We start from the raw sequence: 22,113 nt of genomic DNA on the forward strand, positions 1-22,113 counted from the left end.
CCGAAGGAAGCCGTTGAATACGGCAAAAGAGCGCGGGAGAGCCGTGTTATCAAAAGAAAAGGATGCCGTGCGGCTCGCCATAAAAGCAGCCGGAATGCGGTGGGGTGTAAAGGAGCGACAGGATCCGTTCCGGAGATTAAAGAATGGAAATGAATGGTTGGAAGTCAATCGGGATTTGTGGACGAAATCTGCATTGGGACATTGGCGGAGCGTTTTACGCGGAATGGAGGAAACAAAAATATGGAAACAGTCTATATCGCAGGCGGATGCCTGTGGGGCGTACAGCATTTTTTTGACACGGTGCCCGGTGTGCAGATGACCGAGGCCGGCAGAGCCAACGGAACGACCGACTCGCTGGACGGCCCATACGACGGCTATGCAGAATGCGTAAAAGTGGTCTTTGACGAGAAGCGCACGAGTGTTCCGGAACTGATGGCGCATCTGTTTGAGATCATCGACCCCTACAGTCTGAACAAACAGGGCGTTGACGTCGGCAAGAAATACCGGACGGGGCTGTACAGCACAGACCCAAGACATCTGGAAGAAGCAAGAGCCTTTATTGACCACCGGGAAGACCGGGACAAGATCGTTGTGGAGGTGCTGCCGCTGACAAATTATGTCCGAAGCGCCGAGGAACATCAGCACCATCTGGAACGGCACCCCGAAGACTGCAGCTACTGCCACATCCCGGACGAGGTCCTGAACAAATACAGGCGGTAAAGCCCCGGAAAACGGCAGCAGCCCTTAGCGTGTGACGGCAGAATAGAAAAAGAGGACCCCTCTGCAAGCCTTGAAAAAGGCCGACAGAAGGGTCCCTTTTACGTATTGCGTCTGTACCCGTTTTCATCCCGGTATTCGGGGTGGTCCTTGAGGTAAGGGTCCCGGTCGCCGCAGATGGTGAAGTCGCATTTGTACCCGTTTGCGCAGGTGGTCGTGCGGATCAGTCTGGCGTGGATCAGCTCCATGGACGCATAATCCACGTTGCACAGGGCGGCCATGATGTCGGTCAGCCCGTGCTGGATCGCAAATTCCGCCACAGGGCACGCGGTGAACTCGTAATAGATGGGCTTATCCTTCTCATAAGGAGCCACTGCCATTTCGTAGTCGTGCCATTCGTCGCAGCGTGCTTTGGCAGAGGTGAAAGCCCGGTGCAGCAGCCGCCTGAAAAACGGCTTGTTACAGTCCACAAATTTCAGTCGGCGGAACGAGGGCAGGATCAGCGCTTCTTCCATCTCCTCGATCTCCCGGAACGAGGTCACGGCTTTGCACACCACATAATAGCTCAGGATGGCGATGCAGTCGTAGGTGCCGCCCGCACCGTTGTGGAAATTTTTTGCGCCGCCAAGGTCGGTGCGCCAGTCCGAGAGAAAGGCTGCATACTGCCGCTGCACCTGCTCCCAGACGGCTTCCCGCCGGGCTTCCGGGTAGTGCAGAGCGATTTTGGCCAAAATCTCCTTTTTGCAGGGCTTGGAGTAGAGCACATGGCAGTTCCGGTCAAATTGCAGTTCGCTGTCTTTCATACAGGTTCCTCTTTTCGCTTCAGGCAGGGTGGATGTTCTGCGTCCTGAGAAAAGAATACCACATGCGGTTTGCGGTGTCAAACGAGGAGGGCTGGCCCTTGACGGCAGGTGCGGAATGCGCTATACTTCCCTTGAAGTTATACATAACTAACTATGAAGGGAAAGCGTTATGACAGATGCATTTTACGGGATCCTGATCCCATTTCTGGGCACCTCACTGGGGGCGGCCAGCGTGTTTTTTCTCAAGCAGTCGCTGGGGGACCACATCCAGCGTGCGCTCACCGGGTTTGCGGCGGGCGTGATGGTGGCGGCGTCCGTCTGGAGCCTGCTCATCATCCATTTTGTGCAGCTGGAAGCGCTGAACTGGTGCAAAACGGCCATCCCCATCGGCTGCGCACTGGGCACCGTCACCTGCTGGGTGCTGTGCCTGATTTTGCGCTTTGTCGTGAAGGGCGAGTGGGTGGACATGCCGCTCTTTGCAGTGAGTGCCAGCGGCATCCTCAGCGGTGCCGTGGCGGGCGTTGTCACCGTGTTCATCGCGGCCCATTCCCCGGCCCGGCAGGCGGCGCGGGTGTCCCCGGCGGCAGTGGTCTCCGGCAATGCCGACACAGCGGCCCACTACGCCGCCCACGCGGCAAAGCCCGGCCTGCTGAAAGTGGAGACCTCTCTCGGCATCCACCACGCCATGGGTGCCAGGAAAAACCTGTTCCTGATGACCGGTTCCTTTGTGCTGATGATCGTGCTGTTTCTGGCGTTTTCGGCCTGTCTGGATATCGTGCACAAGTTTCTGCCCTCGGTGAACAGCCATCTCACGCCGGATTTTTTCCATCTACAGCGTGGATGACACCAATTCCCTCGACCCCGCCATGGCTGACGAAATTGCGGCTCTGCCCGGCGTGAAGTGCACCTACGGCACCATGTCCCGCACGGCACAGCCTGCCCGGATCAACGGCGCGGAAACCACCATCGACCTCTATTCCTACGGGGACGCCATGCTGGACGACGCCAAAAGGTCCGTTGCCAGCGGCGACCTTTCCAAGGTCTACGGCGACTCCGGCTATGCGCTGGCCATTTTCAGCGACGCAACCCGCCTGAACGTGGGCGACAGCGTCACGGTCAACGGCCAGACGCTGGAGATCGCCTGCGTGCTGTCCGAGGGCATCGGCAGCATCAGCGGTGCCCCCGTCATCGTCTGCTCGGGCGAGACGTTCACCCGCCTGACCGGCGAGACCCATTACATGCTCCTGAATGTCCTTGCGGAGAAAGACATCTCCGACGCCGCCGTGCAGAAGCTTTATGCGCTGGCAGGCGACGCCGCCGTGTCGGACAACCGGGAGCTGCAAAGCGAGGTCAACGGTTCCTACTGGGTGTTCCGCCTCGCGGCCTACGGCTTTCTGGCCATCATCTCCCTCATCACGGTGCTGAACATCGTGAACAGCATCTCCATGGGCGTTTCGGCCCGCACCAGGCAGTACGGTGCCATGCGCGCCGTGGGCATGGAGGGCCGGCAGATCACCAGAATGATCGCCGCCGAAGCCGTCACCTATGCCGCCTGCGGCACCGTGACCGGCCTTGTGCTGGGCCTTGCGCTCCATCACCTCATCTATGCAAAGATCGTCATCACCCACTTCGGCGGTGTGTGGAGGGTACCGACAGAGTCCATTGCGCTGATCGTCCTGCTGGTGGCGGTCTCCTGCGTGGCGGCGGTGCACGGCCCGGCCAGGCGCATCCGCAATATGCCCATCACGGCCACCATCAACGAACTGTAACACCAGGCCCCGGGGAACGGCAGAACGCCTCCGGGGCTTTTGCTGTTGCCGCGGCCCTTGACGGATATGGAAAGTGTGCTATAATGGTTGCACCTACAACGATGTAGGTGCATCTTTTGCAAAGACACCGGAGGTGCCTATGGATATCACACAACGAAAGATCACAAAGATCGCGCGGGAAGCGGAAAAGCTGGTGCTGCTCACGGTACGGGAGGAAGGCGTCGGCACGGCGGAGATCGACCTCATCCATGCGCTGCGCCACCACCCCGGCTGCACGCAGGCCCAGCTGGCCGAGCTGCTGCACGCGGACAAGGCCGCCATTGCGCGGCGCACGAAAAACCTGGAGGCAAAGGGCTACCTGACCCGGCAGGACGCCCCCAACGACCGGCGCAGCCAGCTGCTGTACCCCACCGAAAAAGCGGAAAACCTGAAGTCCTCCAAGGCGGAGGTGGAAGCCGCCTTCTATGAATACCTGACCGGTGTGCTCACCGCAGAAGAAGCCGCTGCCTTCGCGGCCACACTGCAAAAGCTCTACACCGCGTCCAAGACCGAGAGCCGGGCGGGCTTCCCGCACTTCCGAAAAGCCGCAGGAGGTGAAACGACCCATGAAGCCCATAAAGAATGATAAGACCTTCCGCCCGGACCGGGTGCTCTCCTATTTCCGGGTGGAGTGGCTTCCGCTGGCTTTCGTGACCCTTTCGGGCCTTGTGTATAACATCGGCCTGCTGGCAACGCCCTGGTTCGAGGGACGGCTGGCCCAGTGCCTGGCGGATATCCTGGGCGGCAGCGAAACGGCGGCCAATATGGCGCTGCTGGTGCTGGCCTACATCCTCGTCACCCTGCTGGTGCAGGCGGCGCGGTTCATCAAGCGCTTTTACGTGCGCCGCTTCGCCAACAACATCAACCGCCGGATGAAGGGCATCCTGTATGCCAATCTGGTGCGGCAGAGCAAGGCCGCGCTGGAACAGCAGGGGGCCGGTGAGCTGATGACCAAGGCCATCTCGGACGTGGACGACTGCGTGGAAGGAATGCGCAAGTTCACCACCGAGATCTTTGATACCGGTGTGGCGCTGGTGGGTTATGTGGTCATGCTGTTGGTGTACGACTGGCGGCTGGCCCTGCTGAGCCTGCTGTTCACGCCCTTCTCCTATGTGTGCGCGGCGTGGATGAAAAAGCCGGTGCAGCGGGCCGGTGCGGCCTACAAAAAGGCCGCCGGTGCCCTGAGTGCCGCCACGCTGGACCGCGCCCAGAACGCTGTCACCTACCGCATTTACGGCTGTGAGGACGCCCGGGTGGAAAAATACGAGGATGCTCTGAACACCTACGAAAAGACGGCTGTGCGCAACAATGTGTGGCAGTCCGCCCTGCCGCCGCTGTATCTGGCGGCGTCCAATGCGGGCGTGCTGTTCATTTTGTGGTTCGGCGCAAAGAATGTGCTGGGCACCGGCTGGAGCGCATGGGACATCGCAGCCTTCACCACCTTCCTGTCCTGTTTCACCAAGCTGGTGGTCAAGTCCTCCAAGGTGGCAAAGCTGTTCAACGCCGTGCAGAAGGCGGAAGTCTCGTGGAAGCGCATCAAGCCGCTGATGAAGCAGCCCGAACCGCTGGAAGCGCTGCACGTCCCGGCGGCACAGGATGTCACGCTGGAGAACCTCTCCTTTGCCTATGGCGGGGAGCCCATCTTCTCCGGCCTGAGCCTGACCGCCCGCCCCGGCGATATCATTGGCGTCACCGGCCCGGTGGCCTGCGGCAAATCCACCTTTGGCCGGGTGTTCCTGTGCGAAGCACTCTATGAGGGTTCGGCGAAGTTTGGCGGCAGAGAGTTCTCGGCCCTGACGGCGCGGCAGATCGCTGCCACCGTCGGTTATCTGGGCCATGACCCGGAACTGAGCGCCGACACGGTGCAGAATAATGTGCTCTGCGGCAGTGCGCAGGATGCCATGCCGTGGCTGGCCGCCGCCGCACTGGACGGCGAAATGCAGGCCATGGAAAACGGCGCGGACACCGTCATCGGCCCCAGCGGCACCCGACTTTCCGGCGGCCAGGCCCAGCGCCTGGCGCTGGCCCGCACGCTGGCCCACCCGCGCCCGGTGCTGGTGCTGGACGACCCGTTCTCGGCGCTGGACCGCAGCACCGAGGATATCGTCTTTGCGGACCTGCAGGCCTACGCGAAGGATAAGGTCGTGTTCCTCATCTCGCACCGGCTGTATCACTTCCCGCAGATGCAGCAGATCATTTATATGGACGGCGGCAGGACCACCGTCGGTACCCATGACGAGCTGATGGATGCAGTGCCGATGTACCGCCAGCTGTACGAGAGCCAGACTGTAAAGAAGGGAGGCGACCTGGATGAAGAACCGTGTGAAGCGTAAAAACGGCGTGTTTGAGGCTCTCCGCATGGCGGCCGCAGCCCACCGCCTGCTCACGGCGGGCACCATCCTGTGCGTGGCGGCGTCGGTGCTGGCATCGCTGGTGCCGCCGCTGCTGCTGGCGGGCATCATCGACCGGCTGACGGCGGGCATCCCACTCACCTTCCTCGCGGCGCTGCTCTACTTTGGCAGTCTGGCGCTGGAAGGGGCGCTCTCGTCGGCGCAGGAAAGCCTTCTGGTGCTCTTTGGCCAGAAGATGACCCACGCCCTGCGCAGTGAAATGTCCCAGAAGCTGACGCTGCTGCCTGCCAGCACGCTGGTGGACCAGAACCCCGGCGAGGTGGCGGCCCGCTTCTCCGGTGATGTAGACACAGTAGAAGCTCTGTTCACCTCCGGCATCATCAGCATGGCGGCGGATGCCTGCCGCATCGTGTCCATTCTGGTGGTCATTGCGGTAAAAAACACCGGTCTTGCCCTGATCCTGTTGCTGGTGCTGCCGCTGTTCGCGGTGTTCACCCGCGTGGTGCAGAAGCGGATGCTGGCCGCCCAGCTGGACAACCGCCGCGCGGTGGCGGCCGTATCCGGCCAGGTGCCGGAGACCCTGCACAACATCCGCACCATCCGGGCTCTGGGGCTGGAAAGCTATATGGAGCGCCGCTACGACCACTGCATCGGCGACAGTTATGCCGCCATGGAGCGCACGAACTTCTACGACGCCATCTATTCGCCGGTGGTGCTGGTGCTGAACGCCGCCGTGGTGGGCATCATGATGCTGCTATCCGCTTCCGGCAATGCCACCGTGCTCACCTTCTTCGGCATGTCGGTGGGCACCTCGGTGGCCGTCATCAACTACATCTCCCGCATCTTTGCGCCCATTGAGAGCCTTGGCATGGAGATCCAGACCATCCAGTCTGCCATGGCAGGCGTCAAGCGCATCGACGCTTTCCTCAGCCAGCCCGAGCGCGCTATCCCACCGGAGCGGAAGGACGCTGCCCGGGGCGACGTGGAGCTTTGTCATGTGACCTTCGGCTATGGGGAAAAGCATGTGCTGAACGACTTCTCCATGACCGTGAAGCAGGGCGAGCAGGTCACGCTGGTGGGCCGCACCGGCGCGGGCAAGAGCACCGTGTTTAAGCTGCTGCTGGGCCTGTACCGGCCCGAAGCGGGCAGGGTGACCATCGGCGGGGTGGATGTGGCGAACATCACTGACCGCGAGCGACGCACCTGCATCGGCTGCGTGGAGCAGCATTTCTCCCGGGTGCCGGGCACGGTGCTGGAGCAGATCACTTTGAATGACCCGGCCATCACCCGGGAAATGGCGCGGGAGGCCGCCAAGCTGGCCGGTATCGACGCGGCGATCCAGACCCTGCCGGAGGGCTACGACACCGTATGCACCGACGGCATGTTCTCGCAGGGCGAGTGGCAGCTGCTGTCCATCGCCCGCGCCGCCGCTGCCGACCCGGCGGTGCTGCTGTTGGATGAGATCACGGCGAACCTCGACGCCGAGACCGAAGCCCGGGTGCTGGAAGCGCTGCGCCGTGCCTCGGCAGGCCGCACGGTGCTGTCGGTGTCCCACCGCATTTATGAGAACCTCGGCGGCCGCACTGTGGAGATCAAGACCCAGGTGCAGTAACCACAAGAAAAACAGAATGCCCTCTGCGCGCACAAAATGCCTGCAGGGGGCGTTTTTGCATCTTTCCCTCGGGTGAAAAGTATGGTATACTCCAAAAGTAGTTTGTCATGACAAATCGCAGGGTATCCTGCGAAATATGGTATTTTTCCGATACTTCTTTGATGGTCATGCGGCACAGCCTCCTTTGCACGAGACGAGTATAGAACCTGGAGTTTGCTCCAAGTCAAGAGCTTTTTGCAAAATTTTTTCCGAAATACAAAAAAGGCCCTGCCGTTCCCTTCGGAACAGCAGAGCCGGATCATTGCGGATGCAGAAACTTCAGCGCACAGCGCTGGTGCGGTGCTCCATGAGATAGGTGGCCTCCAGGTCGGCGATGTGCAGCTTGACGGCCAGCGGATACTTGTCGTAGGCTTCCGAGATGGCAAAGCAGCCGCCCCGGGCCGCGTCGTCAAAGCCGCCCATGTGCCAGCGGATGGCAACGGCTTCCTCGATGCGCAGCTTCATGAACCGCTCGATGAGGAAGACGCTTTTCTCGCCGTGGCCGTAGGGGAACAGGTCCTCCACGCTGTAGCTGGGCACCTTTTCCCACTGGCCAGTCACGTCGTTTTTCACGTTGCGGGTACCGGCCTTATAATAGTTGGCCTTGCACAGATCGTGCAGCAGCGCGCAGATGGCGAAGGTCTCCTCACTGTCGCCCTCGGTGAAAAAGGTGTCGTGCAAAGCGTGGTAGACGTTCAGGCTGTGCATACACAGCCCGCCCTCACAGGCCCCGTGGAACCGGGTGGAGGCCGGCGCGGTGAAGAAATCGGTCTTGTGGTCCAGCCAGTCCAGCAGCTTTTTGCTGCCGGGGCGGGAGACATGCTGCTGCCAGATCTGCAAAAATTCTTCGTGGTCGCCCATGTTCACAGCTCCAGATCGTCCAGAAGGCCCTTGAGGATGGCCATCTCGTCGTGGCTCAGGGAGATGCCCTTGCCCATGCGGGTGCCGTCCGGGGACCAGTCGCGGATGTCGTACTTGGGTTCGCCGTCGTTCCAGCTGATGAGGTTGAGCTGACGCTCCCAGCCGCGGGGACGCTCGGAGAGCACAGCGATGCGCTGGACGACTTCATATTTGATCTCTGCCATGATGCAAAACCTGCCTTTATCTTTGTTTGCTACCATAATAAGGGAAGTGGACGAAGATTTCAACAGGTTCGGCAAAAATAATTTGAAAATTTTTTATTTAGCCGTAGGGCGATTCTTCCCGCCAGTCCACGAGGTCCAGCACACTGGCGGTGTCGTCGTCCGGGGCGGGGTGGGCCGAGTGGGTGTGCTGTTCGGTGCTGAACAGGCCGGGCGCATAGTGGGCCATCACGCTGGCCTGCACATCCCCGGCCAGAAAATCCCGGGCGTTTTTCTGGTAGCAGGCGGCAGGGGTGCCGTCGGTCATGGGCACGCTTTGCGGGGCGCTGTTCGTGCTCGGGTGGGGCGTCTGGCCGGGGGTCTCGATGTGGGGCGGCACCTGTGTGCCGGGGGCAGTGGGGTCGCCGGGCAGCAGGATATCCGGGCTGTCGGGCTTGTTTGCGCTGTCCGGGGCTTTGCCCAGCGGCGGGCTGCACCGGCTGCAGCTGTTCTCCGGGGCCGCAGAAGGCCCGGGCAGGTCCTCCATCTGATGGCGGATGAATGGCGTAAGGGAACTCATAAAATCACCTCCGGGGATAGGATGCCCGGAGGTGAGGGGATTTACACGATCAATTCCACCGTCGAGCCGCCGGTGCGCCCTTTGCGCACCACCACCTGCCGGTCGATGCGGTCTTTCAGCGCCCCCACATGGGAGATGATGCCCACCAGGCGGTCGCCCTCGGTGAGGCCTGCCAGCACCCGCATGGCCTGTTCCAGCGATTCGTCGTCCAGGCTGCCGAAGCCTTCGTCCAAAAAGAGGGTGTCCAGCCGGATGCCGCCCGCCGCGCTCTGCACCTCGTCCGAAAGGCCCAGCGCCAGCGCCAGCGACGCCTTGAAGCTCTCGCCGCCGGAAAGGGTCTTCACGCTGCGGCGGGTGCCGTTGTAGTGGTCGATGACGCCGAGGTCAAGGCCGGACTGGCTGCGCTGGTTCTCGGCCCCGATGCGCTCCAGCTCGTACTGCCCGGCGGTCATCTGCATCAGCCGGGTGTTGGCGTGGCGCAGGATGCGGTCGAGATAGTTCATCTGGATGTAGGCTTCGAGGCGGATCTTCTGCTTGCTGGTCAGGGTGCCGCCTGCCGTGGCGGCAAGGGCGCTCACCCACTGCCAGCGCTGTTCCAGTGCCGCGCGGGCGGCAGCAGCGGCGCGGTAGTTTTCGGCGGCGGTGCGGTTCGGCAAAAGCTGTGCGGCCAATTGCTGGGCCTGCTCCCGCAGGGCGGTGCGGGCCGCAGAAAGCTCGGCCTGCCGGGCCTGCAGAACTTCAAGCGGCTGTTCCGGCACGGCTTTGGCGGCAGCGGCCTGCTGGGCCAGCAGAGCGTCCACGGCGGCTTTGGCGGCAGCGTGGGTCTGCTGGGCCCGCCGGAGGGCGGCTTCCGCCTGTTCCATGCCGGTGCGGAAGGTACGGCGCTTCGCTTCCAGCGCGTCCAATGCAGCCTGCGCTTCGGTGCGCTGGGGGCAGGGCAGGGCAGCCCGCTGGTCGGTGATCTGCCGTTCCAGCGCGTCGGCCCGGGCAGACTGGGCTGCAGCGGTGCGGTCGGCGTCGGACGCGGCCTGTTCCAGCGCCGGGCGCTGGCGGGTCCTGGCCTGCCGGTCGGCATCCAGCGCGGTGCGGCGGGCGCAGTCGGCTTCGGCCTGCCGGAGGGCAGCGGCGCATCCGGCCTGTGCCGTGTGCAGGGCGTCCGCCTCCTCGGCCAGCACGGTGGTCATCAGGGCAAAGGTCAGCTGCACCGGGCCGTCCGGCGCGGTGAACCGCTGGGGCAGCAGGCTTTCGGCGTCCCGGCGCAGGGAGCGGCGGGCTTCGTCGGCGGCAGCGTTGGCGCTCTGGGCGGCGGTGCTGGCGGTCTGGGCCAGAGCATCAGCCGTGTCGGCTTCCTGCTTGGCGGCGTCCACCTGCGCCTGGGTGGGGGCCGTGCGGGGCAGCTGGGCTTTGGCCGGGTGATGGGTGCTGCCGCACACCGGGCAGGGGGCACCCTCGGTCAGCTCCCGGGCCAGCACACCCGCCTGTGCGTCCAGAAAAGCCTTGTCCAGTGTATCCCGGCGGGCATGGGCCTGCGCTTTCGCTTCGGCAGCGGTGCGGTAGGTTTCCTGTGCGCGGCGGGCTTTCTGGGCCAGTTTCTGGCAGGCGGCAAGACGGCTCTGTAGCGTGGCAAGCGCTTCGCCGCGCTGGGCCAGCTCTTTTTCCTGTGTCTCCAGCGCCAGCTTTTGGGTGGGCGCGGCTTCCAGTGCGGCAAGGGCCTGCTCGTCGGCTGTGAGCTGCGCCGCCAGAGTTTCCAGCTGGGCACGCTTCTTCGCGGCCTGTGCCCGGGCCAGCTGGGCGGCGTCAGCGGTCTGTTTCTGCTCACGGCACAAGGCGTCCAGCGCGTCGTAGGCGCTCAAAGCCGCCTTTGCCTGCGTGACCTGCCCGGCCAGCGCATCCAGCTGGGCGGCGTCGCCTGCGTGGCGGGCGCTTTCGGCCCGAGCGGCTTCCAGTGCGGGCAAGGCTGCGGCAAGGGCCGCCTGCTTTTCCGTCAGCTGCGCGGCCAGCTGCGCGGCCTGCCGGGCGGCGCCCAATTGCTGCTGCAGGCCGTCCAGCTGGGCTTCTGTCTGTTTCAGGGCGGCAGCGGCCGTCTCCTGCGCGGCGGTCTGCCGGGTCAGCAGGGCGTCCAGCAGAGCCAGCGTGGTTTCCGGTTCGGTCTGGGCGCTGAGTGCGGCAAGGGCTGCGGCGTCCGGGTCGTCGGGGGCATACTGCACGCCGGAAAGCAGGCTGTCCAGCTTTGCGTTCTGGGCGGTGCGCTGCTGGTTCAGGCGGGAGGCTTCCTCCTGCAAGCGGTCCTGCAGGCGGGCATAGCGCTGGGTGCGGAACAGCTTGCGGAAGATGCGGATGCGCTCCTCGGTGGAGACGTTGAGCAGCTTTGTGAACTGCCCCTGCGCGATCATGGCGATCTGCGAAAACTGGCTGTAGTCCAGCCCGATGATCTCCTGCACGGCGGCGGTCACGTCTTTTGCTTTGGTCACCGGCGGGCGGCCGTCGGCGTAGGTGAGGGTGGCGTCGGCCTTCTCGGCGGTAAAGCCCTCGCCGCGCACCTTGGGGCGGGTGTACTCCGGGTTGCGGCGCACAGTGTAGCGGGCGCCGTTCACCTCAAATTCCAGCTCCACAAAGGTGGGCGTTCTAGGGTCGGCGTACTTGCAGCGCAGCATGGCCCCCTCGCGCACGCCGCCGCTGGAATGGTCATACAACGCGTATGTAATGGCGTCAAACAGGGTGGTCTTGCCCGCGCCGGTGTCGCCGGTGACGAGGTACAGTCCGCCCTTGCCCAGTTTTTCCAGTTCCAGCACCGTTTCGCCCGCATAGGGGCCGAAGGCCGATAGAGTGAGCTTTAACGGCCTCATGCGTCCTCGCCCTCCTTCCAGATGTCCTCAATGAGCTGCTGGCAGAAGGCCGCCTGCTCGTCGGTCAGCGGCTGGTTGTTCTGCAATTCGTAAAAGGCGGCAAAATGTTCCAGCGGGGTGATATTCTCGGTGCGCTCCGGGGCCGTCACTTCCCGGTCTTCCCGGGTGCGGAGGTTGTCATAGTCCAGCCGCATCAGGTTCGGGTAGACCACCCGCAGGCGGGCCAGTGCGTCCGGTACGTCCTGCTCGTCGGTGAGGGTGATGTGCAGGTAGTCCTCCACGGCGGTGCCCGCGTAGGTACGGCGGTCGGTCAGCTCCATGTAGCTGCCGCGCACTTCGCGCAGGTCGTGCTTCGGCGTCAGCGGGGCGGTGGTGATGGTCACGTCGCCCTTTGTGCCCAGTTCCACGAACGTAGCGCTCTTGTGCTGCCCTGCTTCCGAGAAGGAATATTTGAGCGGGGTGCCGCAGTAGCGCACAGCGTCGCGGCCCACCTTCTGCGGACTGTGCAGGTGGCCCAGCGCCACATAGTCAAAGCCGTCGAACAGGCTGGCATCCACGCTGTCCACACCGCCCACCGACACTTCCTCGCTCTCGCAGCAGGCAGCCCCGGCCACGAACTGGTGGGCCACCAGCACGCTGCGGTGGGCGGGGTCCAACTCGCAGTGCCGCAGCACGCAGGCAAGGGCGTCGTTGTAGCTTTCCATGGGCTCGTCCGGCCAGACATGCCGTACCATGGCGGGCTTCAAAAAGGGCAGCAGATACACATCCACGGTGCCGTGGGCATCCTGCAGCGGGATGGGTTGCGGCGCGCCGGAAAATACCGGACTGACGTAGACGCGGCTGGGTTCCAGCAGGGCCGAACCAAAGGCGATGCGGTCCGCCGAGTCGTGGTTGCCGCTGATGGCGAATACCGGAAGCTTGCGCGCCGCCAGCTGGGTCAAAAACCAGTCCAGCAGACGCACGGCCTCGGCGGGAGGCACGGGCTTATCGTAGAGGTCGCCCGCCAGCAGCACGCCGTCCACGGGCGTTGTGTCCAGCAGGGACAGGATTTCTTCCAGAATGTACCGCTGGTCGTCCAGCATGGAGAACTCGCACACCCGCTTGCCGAGGTGCAGATCGGATAAATGCAGAAAACGCAAACAGGAACACCGCCTTTCAAAAGGGTTTGCTTTATTATACAGCAAGTGTGGTTTTGAGGGCAAGAATAGAAAAAGCGTCTGCAGGACGGGAAGTCTCACAGACGCGATAAAGTGGCTCGCCCTCTCTGCCGTCACGACGAAGCTTCTGGTGCATCCGTAGGGAGCGGATTTATCCGCTCCGCAGGCAAGAAATATCTGCCGGGAAACAAGCGGAACGCATAAATGCGTTCCCTACACCAGAACAGATACGTTTCCGGGTTTGACTGAGAGGGCGAGGCCGTTTTTTAGAACATCTTCTCCCAGGTGCCCTGGCCCACGATGCCGTCGGCGGTCAGGCCGTTGCGCCGCTGGAATCGCTGCACGGCCGCTGCCGTGGAAGCACCAAACCTGCCGTCCGCGGTCAGCCGCTCACCCAGCGAGTTGAGCTTCTGCTGCACCAGCCGCACCGTGCCGCCCGCACTGCCGCTGCGCAGGGCGATGCCGGGGTAGGGCACGTTCAGGCCGTGCTTGGCGGTGTAGCGGGTGTAGAGCACATTCCAGGTGTTTGCGCCCACCTTGCCGTCCACGTTCATCTTGTTTTTCAGCTGGAACTCCTTCACGGCGTTCTCGCTGGCTACGCCGAACTTTCCATCGGCCTTCAGCTCGCCGTACCATGTGCAGGCATCGCGCACACCGTTGAGCCATGTCTGCACAAGAGCTACGTCCGGCCCGGAGGAGCCGCGCTGGATGAGGGAATAATAAGCAGGGATCGCCATAATGATCACACGCTCCTTTCGCCTCATGCTATGCGGCGGCGGGCGCGGGCGTTACCCGACGAGAACCACGGTGTCCCGGCGGGCGGTGCGCTGCTGCACCCACTCCACCACTTTGAAGCGCAGGATGTACTCCCCGCACACAAGGTCGTTTTCTTCCGGCAGGGCGTAGCTGCTGCAGGCGGCGCGGCACAGGCCCGGGTAGAGCACGCACCACCAGTTGCGGCCCGCACCGGAGCCGAGCTCGATGCGCACCGCGTCGTACCGCCCGGCGGGCAGCGTGCCGGAGCCATAGCGCCGGGTGGGGAAATACATGTTCACCAGCTGCACCCGCACCGGGGCCCGGAGGCCCAGCTTTGCCAGCGCGTGCCGGGCCGTGAGCTGCAGCTCGAACAGATGCTGTGCCGCCCAAGTGAGGGCTTCGGGTTTGCTCTGAGCCGGGCAGGCGGCATCCAGATAGGCCAGCACTGCGTCCCGCACATGGAGTTTAGCGCTCTGGTCGGCCACGGAATCGCTCCCGGCCCGGATGTGCAGCCGCAGGGTGTCGGCGCACACCAGTGCCCCGGTGTCCCGCTGGGTGCGGGCCCACGCGGCGGCCTGCAGCGCACCGCACAGGGCAAGGGAAAGAAGCAGACCAAGGCAGAGCAGCGCCATCTGGCGGCGGGTGAGTGTTCTGGATAACATAAAAAACAGACCCTTCTTCTGGAAATATCATCCAGAGGATGGGCCTGTTGGAAGTGTTTTATTCGCTCAGTTCTTCAGCGACTGCATGGGGGCAGGCAGACGGCCGCCGCGGTTGATGAACACCGAGGGGTCGTGCTGGTTGACCGCCATGATGGGGCCATAGCCCAGCAGGCCGCCAAAGTCCAGCACCTCGCCTGCCTTGCGGCCAATGGCGGGGATCACGCGCACGGCGGTGGTCTTGCTGTTCACCATGCCAATGGCGGCTTCGTCCGCGATGAGGGCGCTGATCACGGCCGGGCTGGTGTCGCCCGGGATGATGACCATATCAATGCCCACCGAGCAGACGGCGGTCATGGCTTCCAGCTTTTCAATGGTCAGGCAGCCAGTCTCGGCGGCGTGGATCATGCCCGCGTCCTCGCTGACCGGGATGAAGGCACCGGACAGGCCGCCGACGTGGTTGGAGGCCATCACGCCGCCCTTCTTCACGGCGTCGTTCAGCAGGGCGAGGCAGGCGGTGGTGCCGCAGCAGCCGCAGGTCTCAAGGCCCATTTCTTCCAGAATGTTGGCCACGCTGTCGCCGATGGCCGGGGTGGGGGCCAGCGAAAGGTCGATGATACCGGCGGGCACGCCCAGCGCCTGCGAAGCAAGGTTTGCCACCAGCTGGCCCACGCGGGTGATCTTGAAGGCGGTGCGCTTGACCAGCTCTGCCACCTCGTCGATGGGGGCGTCTTTCGGCAGGCGGGCCAGGGCGGCACGCACGGCACCGGGGCCGGAAACGCCGACATGGATCTCGCAGTCCGGCTCGCCGGGGCCATGGAATGCACCGGCCATGAAGGGGTTATCTTCCGGCGCGTTGCAGAACACGACAAGCTTTGCCGCGCCGATGCACTGACGGTCCGCGGTGAGCTCGCTGGCCTTCTTGACGGCCTCGCCCATGAGCTTGACGGCATCCATGTTCAGGCCCGCCTTGGTGGCACCGATGTTCACCGAGCTGCACACGATGTCGGTCTCGGCCAGGGCGCGGGGGATGGACTCGATCAGGCGGCGGTCACCGGCCGAGAAGCCCTTGTGCACGAGGGCACTGTAGCCGCCCACAAAGTTGACGCCCACCTTTTTACCGGCGGCGTCCAGGGTCTTGGCAAAGTCCACGGGGTCGGCGTCCGGGCAGGCACCCAGCAGCATGGCGATGGGGGTCACGCTGATGCGCTTGTTGATGATGGGGATGCCGTATTCGGCGCTGATGTGCTCCACAGCGGGCACGAGGTTTGCGGCCTTGGTGGTGATCTTGTTGTAGATGTTCTCGCAGGCCTTCTTCGGGTCCGGGTCGATGCAGTCCAGCAGGCTGATGCCCATGGTGACGGTGCGCACGTCCAGATTGTCCTGGGTGAACATCTCGATGGTCTCGAGGATGTCACCGGTGTTAAACATACTCATTGCAGTGTACTCCCTCCATCAGATGGTGTGCATGGCGTCAAAAACTTCCTGACGGGTCACGTTGATCTGCATGCCCATCTCGGCGGCCAGCGCGTCGGTGCGCTTGTGCAGCTCCTCGTGGCTGACGTTGCAATTGCTGATATCCACCAGCATGATCATGGCGAACATGCCCTGCAGGATGCTCTGGGTCACGTCCTCGATGTTGATGTTCAACTCGGTGCACAGACCGGCGACTTTGGCGACCACGCCCACGGTATCGTGACCAATGACGGTAATGAATGCTTTCATCGTTTCCACCCTCGTTTTCCAGTTCGTGAATGGTGCCGCGAATGTTCCGGCACACCCTTACCACCCCAGTATAGCAGATTTGGCAAATTTTGAACACACTTTTTGTAAAAAAGAGCAGACAACGGCGGAAAAAGACATTCTATCAAAAAAGCGGATGCAATCTTTTCCGGCTTGTGCTATACTTATAAATAATTTCCGCGAATTTTCCCATCGGGATGAGAAGGAGTAACTATCATGGAACAGCTTTTGAAGATTCTGGAAGACAATGCGCGGCTGCCCATCGAGGACATTGCCACGATGCTGAATAAATCCCCCGCCGAGGTGGCGGCGATGATCGACCTGGCCCGGGCACAGGGCATCATCAAGGGCTACAAGACCCTTGTGGACTGGGAAAAGGCCGGGGTGAACCGGGTGGAAGCAGTCATCGAGCTGAACGTCAGCCCCAAAAAGAGCCGCGGCTTCGATGAAATTGCGGCCACCATCGCCGCCTTTGACGAGGTGGAGAGCGTGCTGCTGATGAGCGGTGGCTACGACCTGCAGCTGGTCATCAAGGGCCAGACCTTCCAGGAGATCGCGCTGTTCGTGGCAAAGCGGCTTTCGCCGCTGGACGACGTGCTGTCCACTGCCACCCACTTTGTGCTGCGCACCTATAAGAAGGAAGGTCGTCTCTATCAGGACGAAGAAATTGACGAAAGAGAGTGCACGGTGCTGTGATGGACTACGATAAACTGATCGCGCCTGCCGCCGAGGAGATGCGTCCCTCCGGCATCCGCAAATTTTTCGATCTGGCTGCCGAAATGCCCGAGTGCATCAGCTTGGGCGTGGGTGAGCCGGACTTCAAAACGCCCTGGGCCGTGCGCGAAGCCGGCATTGAGAGCCTGGAGCATGGCCGCACCCGCTACACCTCCAACGCGGGCCTGAAGGAACTGCGCGCCGAGGTGGCAAAGTATCTGGAGCGCCGCATGGGTCTGCACTACGACCCGCTGCACGAGGTGCTCATCACGGTGGGTGGCAGCGAAGCCATTGACATGTGCATCCGCACGTTGGTGCAGCCCGGCGACGAGGTCATCATCCCGGAGCCCTGCTTTGTGTGCTACGAGCCCATCACCACTCTGTCCGGCGGCGTGCCGGTGCATGTGGCCTGCCGCCAGGAGGACGAGTTCCGCCTGCGTGCCGACGCCCTGAAAGCAGCCATCACCCCCAAGACCAAGCTGCTCATCATGCCCTTCCCGAACAACCCCACCGGCGCGGTGATGGAGCGGGAAGACCTCGAGGCCATTGTGGACGTGCTGCGCGGCACCAACATCATGGTGCTCTCGGACGAGATTTACGCCGAGCTGAACTACGGCCTGCGGCCCCATGTGTCCATCGCCACCCTGCCCGGCATGGCCGAGCGCACCATCGTGGTGAACGGCTTCTCCAAGACCTACGCCATGACCGGCTGGCGCTTGGGCTACGCCTGCGGCCCGGCTCCCATCATCAAGATCATGACGAAAATCCACCAGAGCGCCATCATGAGCGCCCCCACCACCAGCCAGTATGCCGCTATCACCGCCCTGAAGGAGTGCGACGGCGAGATCGACCGGATGCGCGACGAGTACAACATGCGCCGCCGCCTTGTGGTGAAAAGCTTCAACGATATGGGCCTGACCTGCTTTGAGCCGCGTGGTGCGTTCTACGCCTTCCCCTGCATCAAGTCCACCGGCATGAGCAGCCAGGATTTCTGCACGAAGCTGCTGGAACAGAAGCATGTGGCCATCATCCCCGGCGACGCCTTTGGCGCTTCCGGCGAGGGGTACGCCCGCGTTTCCTACGCCTACAGCGTGGAGCACCTGAAGGAAGCGCTCAAGCGCATCAAAGAATTCCTGCAGGAAAACGGCATCTATCACGGCATCTGAGGAGGGGATATCCATGGCAAGGCTGAACTGCGTGACCGTTCTGGCCCCGGCAAAGCTCAACTTGGCGCTGGACGTGGTGGGCACCCTGCCCAACGGCTACCATGACCTGGACATGACCATGCAGGCCATCACCCTGCACGAGCGGGTGGTGCTGTGCCGCAGCCCCTACCTCAACCTGCGGTTGCCGGGCAGCCCGGTGGCCCCCAACAACAAAAACACCGCCATCAAGGCAGCGCTGGCCTTTTTTGATTACACCGGCCTTCTGGCGGGCGTGGATATCACCGTTTATAAGAGCACCCCGGTGCGGGCGGGCATGGCGGGCGGCAGTGCCGACGCCGCCGCCGTGCTGGTGGGCATGAACGCGCTGTACGGCGCACGCCTTTCCATGAGCGAGCTGTGCGCACTGGGCGCGAAGATCGGCGCCGACGTGCCCTTTGCCCTCATGGGCGGCACCTGCCGGGTGCAGGGCGTGGGCGACTTTCTCAAAGCGCTGCCGCCTTGCCCGGAGTGCTGGTTCACGGTTGTGATGCCGGACTATGGCGTCTCCACGCCGGAAGCCTTTGCGGCCTATGACCGCGTGGGCAGCAGCATCCACCCGGACTGCGAAGCGCAGGAAGCCGCCATCCGTGCCGGGGACCTGGACGCGCTGTGTGCCGCCGCAGGCAACGCGCTGGAAGAATGCAGCGGGGCGAAGGATACGAACGCCATCAAGGCCCTGCTGAAAGACCACGGCGCTGTCACGGCTCTGATGACCGGCAGCGGCGCGGCGGTGTTCGGCGTGTTCCGCGACGAAGCGTCTGCACAGGCCGCAGTTGCGGCGGCCCGGCAGCGCTGGAAGCAGGTGTACCTTGCCCGGCCGGACAGGGGCGGCGCACGGGTCATTTAAACGGAAAAATGCATAAACCTCCTTCCGATGGGCAAGAATAGCCCCAAAGGAAGGAGGTCTTTTTTTGTGCAGACCTTTTATAAAATCTGTCTTATTTTCATGATCGTCGGCGGCATCAACTGGGGCCTTGTGGGCCTGTTCCAGTTCGATTTCGTGGGCTGGCTGCTGGGCGGCAGCGCATCCATCTGGTCGCGCATCGTGTTCACGCTGGTGGGCATCGCAGCCATCTGCGGCATCCCGGGGCTGTTCTCGGACGAAGATTCGTCGGAAGGCTGAACAAAAGGCACCTGCAATGCAGGTGCCTTTTGTTCAGGGATTTTCGTCATTCCACCCCACAAGATCGGGCAGGGTGAGCGTCTCGTCCGAGCAGTGCGGGTGGGCCCGCTTCTGGTCCTCGGCCATGGTGTGCACCACCTCGTGGGCAATCTCCCGGATGGCGGTGCAGTCCTCGGGCAGGTCGGTCTGGCTGCGGCCGGAGTGGGTGAACAGAATTTTGCCCTCATGGCCCACCACCAGCGTCAGCGGCAGCAGTTGCGGCGCTGAGCTGTCGTAGCGGTAGCCCTGCTCTTTGGCGGCTTTGTAGATGCGCTGGGCGGCAAAGCTCCAGCTCAGCAGGCCACGGGCCTGCTCCACGCCCAGGTAGCTGTACAATACACCCGGTGCGTCGCAGATGACCGTGAAGGGGAACTCGGCACCCTTTGTGGCCTTGGCCACCATGCGGGGCGACGAGCGCACCACGCAGGCCAGCCGCACGCCCCGCAGCCGGGGCAGCGTTTCCAGATAGCGGGTGAGGTACTCGCGGGTGACGGGGTGGTCGAACGCGGGCAGAAAGATCATCACCAGCGGCTGGCTGCCCGCGCAGAGCTTGTAAAAATCGTTCCCCGGGGTGGTGGGGGTGTCAAAGGTGAAGCGGGGGATCGAGGTGCCCACCAGATGTTCTGCCTTCATGCCGCGTTTGCACATCCTTTCGTGATTCCAGTGGTAATAAAAAATCCACGCACCGTCTCTCTTGTGCAGAGGACAGCGGTGGATGATTTGTTATAAAAAGATCCCGCCCGGTCGTCTGCGGTCAATCAAACCTACCCTTACGGACAGGTGGGTGCCCTGTCGCCGGATTCGCGCTTCCTCATCGAGCCTCCATGGTCGACCCATGGCGGGGAGGTCTGCAATCCGCCGGAGAACTCCGGGCTCCCGTTGAATGATTAGTAGGATCATATAAACCGCAACAAATCGAGCCGGGCAGGAAGTCTTACCGGGTCATTTGTCTGGAAAACGAGGTCACTCGATCTCGAACTCGTCGCTCAGGCGCTGCTCAAACAGCTTGCTGACTTCCAGCAGGGTCTCGTCGTCTTCCACAACGTCCAGATACTCGCCTTCGTCGTCCTCGCCGACGCTCAGGATCACAAGCTGGGCGTCCTCGTTGACATCTTCTTCGTTTTCTGCATATTCCACAACAGCCAGGTAATGCACGCCCTTGTGGTCCAGCGCGTCGATCACCTCAAAGGTGACCTCGTTGCCGTCCTCGTCCTGCAGGGTCATCAGGTCCGGCTGATATTCATCTTCGGCATTGGGGTTCTTGATCTCGTCCGACATAAATGTTGTCTCCTGTATCGTGTCATAAGACGGGCTTTTGTGTGTCGGCCCGCTTGGTCTGCATATAGTGTAGCGTTTTTTTGCCTGCTCGTCAAGATGCTTTTTCGCACAGAATTTGTGGTGGAAATTTTCACGCATTTTCTCTCGCACTGCGGCGCAGAATGTGATATACTATCCTCTGAATCTTTTGCGCGCGGTACGCCGCGGGTTTATCATAGCATATGGAGCGGGGGATGAAAACATGCATAAAAAAAGATGGGCGGTGCTGGTTTTGGCCGCAACGCTGATGCTGACGGGCTGCAGCTTCGGCGGCCTTGGCGGCGGGGGCGGCAACTCAATTCAAAAGATCGACCGCCCGGCAGTGGAGTCGGCAGAGCTGCAGTTCAGCCACCCCACGGCAGGGGACACGGTGGCGGTGTTCGATACCTCGGCAGGCGTGTTCAAGGCGGTGCTGTTCCCGGAAAAGGCCCCGCAGGCCTACGATAACTTTGCGGGCCTTGTGCAGGCAGGTTACTACAACGGCCTGACCGTCTCCCGGGTGGAGAGCGGCTTTGTGGTGGAGGCCGGGCAGGGCACCGACGGCAAAGGCACCACCATCTGGAACGGCAGCCGCTACCCGGCAGAGACCACCGACAGCCTGCACCACTACTCCGGGGCGCTGTGCATGGGCACGGATGCTTCCGGCGAGTGCGCCAGCGTGTTCTACGTCGTGCAGACCCTGCCGGGGGACCAGTCGGTGACGCAGGAGCTGGTGGACCAGATGAACGATGCGGGCTACCGCGCCGAGGTGGTGAGCGCCTACCAGACCGCAGGCGGTGCGCCCTACCTGGACTACACCGACACGGTGCTGGGCCAGGTGTATGAGGGTATGGATGTGGTGGACGCCATCGGCCAGACCGGTGTGGATGAGAACCAGAAGCCCACCGAGGATATCACCATCAACAGTGTGACCATCGAAACGTATCAGTAAAAGCAAGGCACCCGCGGCAGAAACGCTTCGGGTGCCTTGTTTCTTATAACCTCATTCGTGAAAGTGCGTTTGGAGCGCTCCGCAGAGCGCGACAAACGCGAAAATAAAAAGAAAATTTCCGCTGAAGATGCCCAGAGCGTGAGCGGAGGGCATTCTCAATCAGATTTCATTTGGGTGTTCCTTCCGCCAGGCAAGATAATCGTCCAATATCACGGTGGCGCTGACGGAATCCAGAATTTCCTTCCGCTTTTCGCCAAAGGTGCCGCTCTCGTCCAGCAGGTCGGCGGCGGCACAGGTGGTCTGCCGCTCGTCCCACATGCGCACCGGCAGGCCGCTCCAGATCTCAACCGTCTTTGCCAGCTTGCGGCTCTTGGCGGCGCGTTCGCCCTCGGTGCCGTCCATGTTCAGCGGCAGCCCGATGACGATCATCTCTGCGCCGATCTCCTTTGCCACCTCGCATACCCGGGCGGCTACCTTGTTGCGGGCTTTCAGGGTGATCTGCGGGGTGATGGGCGTGGTGAGAAATTCGGTGCGGTCGCAGGTGGCAAGGCCGGTGCGGCTGTCACCGTAATCAACAGCTAAAATTTTCATGTCAGGGTTCCTCTTTCTGGGTGGAAAAATCGTTTTGCCTAAGTGTACCACAGCCCGGCCG

Annotated in this window: 26 protein-coding genes and 1 other RNA gene; 12 read left to right on the plus strand and 15 right to left on the minus strand. The window is 62.5% G+C overall.

The genetic code is table 11. The features are described from left to right. The first annotated feature begins 240 nt into the window (after positions 1-240). Positions 241-720, plus strand: coding sequence for a peptide-methionine (S)-S-oxide reductase (locus tag CGS49_RS01955; protein ID WP_097800259.1), 480 nt, complete (start codon positions 241-243; stop codon positions 718-720). Between the two features lie 98 nt (positions 721-818). Here CGS49_RS01955 and CGS49_RS01960 read toward each other — a convergent pair whose 3' ends face one another. Continuing rightward, entirely contained in the window at positions 819-1,520 is a 702-nt protein-coding gene (locus CGS49_RS01960; RefSeq protein WP_097800260.1) for an L-2-amino-thiazoline-4-carboxylic acid hydrolase, read from the minus strand. 169 nt (positions 1,521-1,689) lie between these two features. Between CGS49_RS01960 and CGS49_RS14395 the strand changes: the two genes are divergently transcribed. From CGS49_RS14395 to CGS49_RS01985, 5 genes are all read left to right on the plus strand, one after another. After that, positions 1,690-2,364 (plus strand): ZIP family metal transporter, encoded by a 675-nt coding sequence (locus CGS49_RS14395; RefSeq protein ID WP_242975318.1) that lies wholly within the window; start codon positions 1,690-1,692, stop codon positions 2,362-2,364. 22 nt (positions 2,365-2,386) lie between these two features. Next, positions 2,387-3,289, plus strand: coding sequence for an ABC transporter permease (locus CGS49_RS01970; protein WP_179859002.1), 903 nt, complete (start codon positions 2,387-2,389; stop codon positions 3,287-3,289). Positions 3,290-3,428: 139 nt separating this feature from the next. Beyond that, positions 3,429-3,914, plus strand: a complete 486-nt coding sequence (locus CGS49_RS01975) for a MarR family winged helix-turn-helix transcriptional regulator (protein WP_097800262.1) — start codon at positions 3,429-3,431, stop codon at positions 3,912-3,914. Next, positions 3,895-5,661 carry an ABC transporter ATP-binding protein gene (locus CGS49_RS01980; RefSeq protein WP_242975319.1) on the plus strand — a complete coding sequence of 589 codons (1,767 nt, stop codon included), beginning with the start codon at positions 3,895-3,897 and terminating at the stop codon, positions 5,659-5,661. The genes CGS49_RS01975 and CGS49_RS01980 overlap by 20 nt, the downstream gene beginning before the upstream one ends. Continuing rightward, the gene (locus CGS49_RS01985) at positions 5,639-7,291 is read left to right on the plus strand and encodes an ABC transporter ATP-binding protein (protein WP_097800263.1); all 1,653 of its coding nucleotides are present in this window, start codon (positions 5,639-5,641) and stop codon (positions 7,289-7,291) included. Before CGS49_RS01980 ends, CGS49_RS01985 begins: the two co-directional genes overlap by 23 nt. Here the strand turns inward: CGS49_RS01985 and CGS49_RS13855 are convergent. From CGS49_RS13855 to CGS49_RS02030, 10 genes are all read right to left on the minus strand, one after another. Then, positions 7,272-7,460 carry a hypothetical protein gene (locus CGS49_RS13855; RefSeq protein ID WP_143405791.1) on the minus strand — a complete coding sequence of 63 codons (189 nt, stop codon included), beginning with the start codon at positions 7,458-7,460 and terminating at the stop codon, positions 7,272-7,274. The two genes, CGS49_RS01985 and CGS49_RS13855, sit on opposite strands and share 20 nt — an antisense overlap. Before the next feature lie 149 nt (positions 7,461-7,609). After that, the gene (locus CGS49_RS01990; RefSeq protein ID WP_097800264.1) at positions 7,610-8,191 is read right to left on the minus strand and encodes a hydrolase; all 582 of its coding nucleotides are present in this window, start codon (positions 8,189-8,191) and stop codon (positions 7,610-7,612) included. A gap of 2 nt (positions 8,192-8,193) precedes the next feature. After that, positions 8,194-8,415 (minus strand): YdbC family protein, encoded by a 222-nt coding sequence (locus CGS49_RS01995; RefSeq protein ID WP_044954026.1) that lies wholly within the window; start codon positions 8,413-8,415, stop codon positions 8,194-8,196. A gap of 97 nt (positions 8,416-8,512) precedes the next feature. Beyond that, positions 8,513-8,971 (minus strand): hypothetical protein, encoded by a 459-nt coding sequence (locus tag CGS49_RS02000; RefSeq protein WP_097800265.1) that lies wholly within the window; start codon positions 8,969-8,971, stop codon positions 8,513-8,515. A 41-nt stretch (positions 8,972-9,012) separates the two neighbouring features. Next, complete coding sequence (locus tag CGS49_RS02005) at positions 9,013-11,817, minus strand: AAA family ATPase (RefSeq protein WP_097800266.1); 2,805 nt, start codon at positions 11,815-11,817, stop codon at positions 9,013-9,015. Beyond that, entirely contained in the window at positions 11,814-12,956 is a 1,143-nt protein-coding gene (locus CGS49_RS02010; protein WP_097800267.1) for an exonuclease SbcCD subunit D, read from the minus strand. Before CGS49_RS02010 ends, CGS49_RS02005 begins: the two co-directional genes overlap by 4 nt. 284 nt (positions 12,957-13,240) lie before the next feature. Continuing rightward, positions 13,241-13,711, minus strand: coding sequence for a peptidoglycan-binding domain-containing protein (locus CGS49_RS02015; protein ID WP_097800268.1), 471 nt, complete (start codon positions 13,709-13,711; stop codon positions 13,241-13,243). Positions 13,712-13,762: 51 nt separating this feature from the next. Next, entirely contained in the window at positions 13,763-14,392 is a 630-nt protein-coding gene (locus CGS49_RS02020) for a stage II sporulation protein R (protein ID WP_242975320.1), read from the minus strand. A gap of 66 nt (positions 14,393-14,458) precedes the next feature. Then, positions 14,459-15,820, minus strand: coding sequence for a PFL family protein (locus tag CGS49_RS02025; protein ID WP_179859008.1), 1,362 nt, complete (start codon positions 15,818-15,820; stop codon positions 14,459-14,461). A gap of 24 nt (positions 15,821-15,844) precedes the next feature. Then, a complete protein-coding gene (locus tag CGS49_RS02030) occupies positions 15,845-16,114 on the minus strand; it encodes an ACT domain-containing protein (RefSeq protein ID WP_005944416.1) in 270 nt (89 codons plus the stop codon). On the opposite strand from CGS49_RS02030, the gene CGS49_RS02035 reads away from it, so the two are divergent. The 5 genes from CGS49_RS02035 (at position 16,101) to CGS49_RS02055 (ending at position 19,174) form a co-directional block, all read left to right on the plus strand. After that, positions 16,101-16,343, plus strand: coding sequence for a hypothetical protein (locus CGS49_RS02035; RefSeq protein WP_097800270.1), 243 nt, complete (start codon positions 16,101-16,103; stop codon positions 16,341-16,343). The genes CGS49_RS02030 and CGS49_RS02035 overlap by 14 nt on opposite strands. A gap of 5 nt (positions 16,344-16,348) precedes the next feature. Next, positions 16,349-16,828: an Lrp/AsnC family transcriptional regulator gene (locus CGS49_RS02040; RefSeq protein ID WP_005935606.1), complete on the plus strand. Its 480-nt coding sequence runs from the start codon at positions 16,349-16,351 to the stop codon at positions 16,826-16,828. After that, a complete protein-coding gene (locus CGS49_RS02045; protein WP_097800271.1) occupies positions 16,828-18,012 on the plus strand; it encodes a pyridoxal phosphate-dependent aminotransferase in 1,185 nt (394 codons plus the stop codon). The genes CGS49_RS02040 and CGS49_RS02045 overlap by 1 nt, the downstream gene beginning before the upstream one ends. A 13-nt stretch (positions 18,013-18,025) precedes the next feature. Continuing rightward, complete coding sequence (gene ispE / locus CGS49_RS02050) at positions 18,026-18,898, plus strand: 4-(cytidine 5'-diphospho)-2-C-methyl-D-erythritol kinase (protein WP_097800272.1); 873 nt, start codon at positions 18,026-18,028, stop codon at positions 18,896-18,898. A gap of 66 nt (positions 18,899-18,964) precedes the next feature. Next, on the plus strand, positions 18,965-19,174 hold the full coding sequence (locus tag CGS49_RS02055; protein WP_410475804.1) for a DUF378 domain-containing protein: 210 nt from the start codon (positions 18,965-18,967) through the stop codon (positions 19,172-19,174). A gap of 33 nt (positions 19,175-19,207) precedes the next feature. Here the strand turns inward: CGS49_RS02055 and CGS49_RS02060 are convergent, their stop codons facing one another. From CGS49_RS02060 to CGS49_RS02070, 3 genes are all read right to left on the minus strand, one after another. Further along, the gene (locus CGS49_RS02060; RefSeq protein WP_097800384.1) at positions 19,208-19,846 is read right to left on the minus strand and encodes an AhpC/TSA family protein; all 639 of its coding nucleotides are present in this window, start codon (positions 19,844-19,846) and stop codon (positions 19,208-19,210) included. 96 nt (positions 19,847-19,942) lie between these two features. Continuing rightward, positions 19,943-20,147, minus strand: a non-coding RNA gene (gene ssrS, locus CGS49_RS02065) — 6S RNA. A 29-nt stretch (positions 20,148-20,176) separates the two neighbouring features. Beyond that, on the minus strand, positions 20,177-20,491 hold the full coding sequence (locus tag CGS49_RS02070; protein ID WP_097800274.1) for a DUF1292 domain-containing protein: 315 nt from the start codon (positions 20,489-20,491) through the stop codon (positions 20,177-20,179). 241 nt (positions 20,492-20,732) lie between these two features. On the opposite strand from CGS49_RS02070, the gene CGS49_RS02075 reads away from it, so the two are divergent. After that, the gene (locus CGS49_RS02075; protein ID WP_097800275.1) at positions 20,733-21,461 is read left to right on the plus strand and encodes a peptidylprolyl isomerase; all 729 of its coding nucleotides are present in this window, start codon (positions 20,733-20,735) and stop codon (positions 21,459-21,461) included. 159 nt (positions 21,462-21,620) lie between these two features. Here the strand turns inward: CGS49_RS02075 and ruvX are convergent, their stop codons facing one another. Beyond that, the gene (gene ruvX, locus CGS49_RS02080) at positions 21,621-22,052 is read right to left on the minus strand and encodes a Holliday junction resolvase RuvX (RefSeq protein ID WP_097800276.1); all 432 of its coding nucleotides are present in this window, start codon (positions 22,050-22,052) and stop codon (positions 21,621-21,623) included. Positions 22,053-22,113 lie beyond the last annotated feature (61 nt).

The sequence above is a fragment of the Faecalibacterium langellae genome, assembly GCF_002549775.1.
GTDB lineage: Bacteria > Bacillota > Clostridia > Oscillospirales > Ruminococcaceae > Faecalibacterium > Faecalibacterium langellae.

Bases quoted from the DNA above. Each gene is read 5' to 3' on its own strand.
- CGS49_RS01955 (WP_097800259.1), top strand. From the start codon at position 241: ATGGAAACAGTCTATATCGCAGGCGGATGCCTGTGGGGCGTACAGCAT.
- CGS49_RS01960 (WP_097800260.1), bottom strand. From the start codon at position 1,520: ATGAAAGACAGCGAACTGCAATTTGACCGGAACTGCCATGTGCTCTAC.
- CGS49_RS14395 (WP_242975318.1), top strand. From the start codon at position 1,690: ATGACAGATGCATTTTACGGGATCCTGATCCCATTTCTGGGCACCTCA.
- CGS49_RS01970 (WP_179859002.1), top strand. From the start codon at position 2,387: ATGGCTGACGAAATTGCGGCTCTGCCCGGCGTGAAGTGCACCTACGGC.
- CGS49_RS01975 (WP_097800262.1), top strand. From the start codon at position 3,429: ATGGATATCACACAACGAAAGATCACAAAGATCGCGCGGGAAGCGGAA.
- CGS49_RS01980 (WP_242975319.1), top strand. From the start codon at position 3,895: ATGAAGCCCATAAAGAATGATAAGACCTTCCGCCCGGACCGGGTGCTC.
- CGS49_RS01985 (WP_097800263.1), top strand. From the start codon at position 5,639: ATGAAGAACCGTGTGAAGCGTAAAAACGGCGTGTTTGAGGCTCTCCGC.
- CGS49_RS13855 (WP_143405791.1), bottom strand. From the start codon at position 7,460: ATGACCATCAAAGAAGTATCGGAAAAATACCATATTTCGCAGGATACC.
- CGS49_RS01990 (WP_097800264.1), bottom strand. From the start codon at position 8,191: ATGGGCGACCACGAAGAATTTTTGCAGATCTGGCAGCAGCATGTCTCC.
- CGS49_RS01995 (WP_044954026.1), bottom strand. From the start codon at position 8,415: ATGGCAGAGATCAAATATGAAGTCGTCCAGCGCATCGCTGTGCTCTCC.
- CGS49_RS02000 (WP_097800265.1), bottom strand. From the start codon at position 8,971: ATGAGTTCCCTTACGCCATTCATCCGCCATCAGATGGAGGACCTGCCC.
- CGS49_RS02005 (WP_097800266.1), bottom strand. From the start codon at position 11,817: ATGAGGCCGTTAAAGCTCACTCTATCGGCCTTCGGCCCCTATGCGGGC.
- CGS49_RS02015 (WP_097800268.1), bottom strand. From the start codon at position 13,711: ATGGCGATCCCTGCTTATTATTCCCTCATCCAGCGCGGCTCCTCCGGG.
- CGS49_RS02020 (WP_242975320.1), bottom strand. From the start codon at position 14,392: ATGTTATCCAGAACACTCACCCGCCGCCAGATGGCGCTGCTCTGCCTT.
- CGS49_RS02025 (WP_179859008.1), bottom strand. From the start codon at position 15,820: ATGTTTAACACCGGTGACATCCTCGAGACCATCGAGATGTTCACCCAG.
- CGS49_RS02035 (WP_097800270.1), top strand. From the start codon at position 16,101: ATGAATGCTTTCATCGTTTCCACCCTCGTTTTCCAGTTCGTGAATGGT.
- CGS49_RS02030 (WP_005944416.1), bottom strand. From the start codon at position 16,114: ATGAAAGCATTCATTACCGTCATTGGTCACGATACCGTGGGCGTGGTC.
- CGS49_RS02040 (WP_005935606.1), top strand. From the start codon at position 16,349: ATGGAACAGCTTTTGAAGATTCTGGAAGACAATGCGCGGCTGCCCATC.
- CGS49_RS02045 (WP_097800271.1), top strand. From the start codon at position 16,828: ATGGACTACGATAAACTGATCGCGCCTGCCGCCGAGGAGATGCGTCCC.
- ispE (WP_097800272.1), top strand. From the start codon at position 18,026: ATGGCAAGGCTGAACTGCGTGACCGTTCTGGCCCCGGCAAAGCTCAAC.
- CGS49_RS02060 (WP_097800384.1), bottom strand. From the start codon at position 19,846: ATGAAGGCAGAACATCTGGTGGGCACCTCGATCCCCCGCTTCACCTTT.
- CGS49_RS02070 (WP_097800274.1), bottom strand. From the start codon at position 20,491: ATGTCGGACGAGATCAAGAACCCCAATGCCGAAGATGAATATCAGCCG.
- CGS49_RS02075 (WP_097800275.1), top strand. From the start codon at position 20,733: ATGCATAAAAAAAGATGGGCGGTGCTGGTTTTGGCCGCAACGCTGATG.
- ruvX (WP_097800276.1), bottom strand. From the start codon at position 22,052: ATGAAAATTTTAGCTGTTGATTACGGTGACAGCCGCACCGGCCTTGCC.